The organism is Bowmanella dokdonensis (assembly GCF_017254865.1).
In the GTDB taxonomy this organism is placed as follows: Bacteria; Pseudomonadota; Gammaproteobacteria; order Enterobacterales; family Alteromonadaceae; genus Bowmanella; species Bowmanella dokdonensis.
On the sequence record NZ_JAFKCV010000422.1, the window covers coordinates 1 to 282 of the forward strand.

The window sequence follows — 282 nt, forward strand, 5'->3', positions numbered from 1 at the left end:
GATATGCCCTACCTATGGCGAGAAGCCATACTCCACGATCCGGCAGGCAATAAAATCAAACTCTTCCATGCGGGAGAGAATCGCCTGAATCCGCCCTGGCGGGTGTAGTTCTGACCTCGGTCAGACTCCTGTTGGAATCAATGCCAACCCACAGTAGCAAGCACAGTGACAAGGCAGGGCCTCTCGCAGTGACGCTATGGCGCTGAGAAAAGCTCGTAGATCGGAAATGGCACCTTATCTGCTCTGTGTTCTCTGCGCCTCTGTGGTTATTTGTATTTTGAA

The 282-nt window shown here is 52.1% G+C and carries 1 pseudogene; it reads left to right on the forward strand.

The features are described from left to right. Positions 1-108, forward strand: a pseudogene (locus J0A66_RS23505) (VOC family protein); the annotation flags it as partial. Between the last annotated feature and the right edge of the window lie 174 nt (positions 109-282).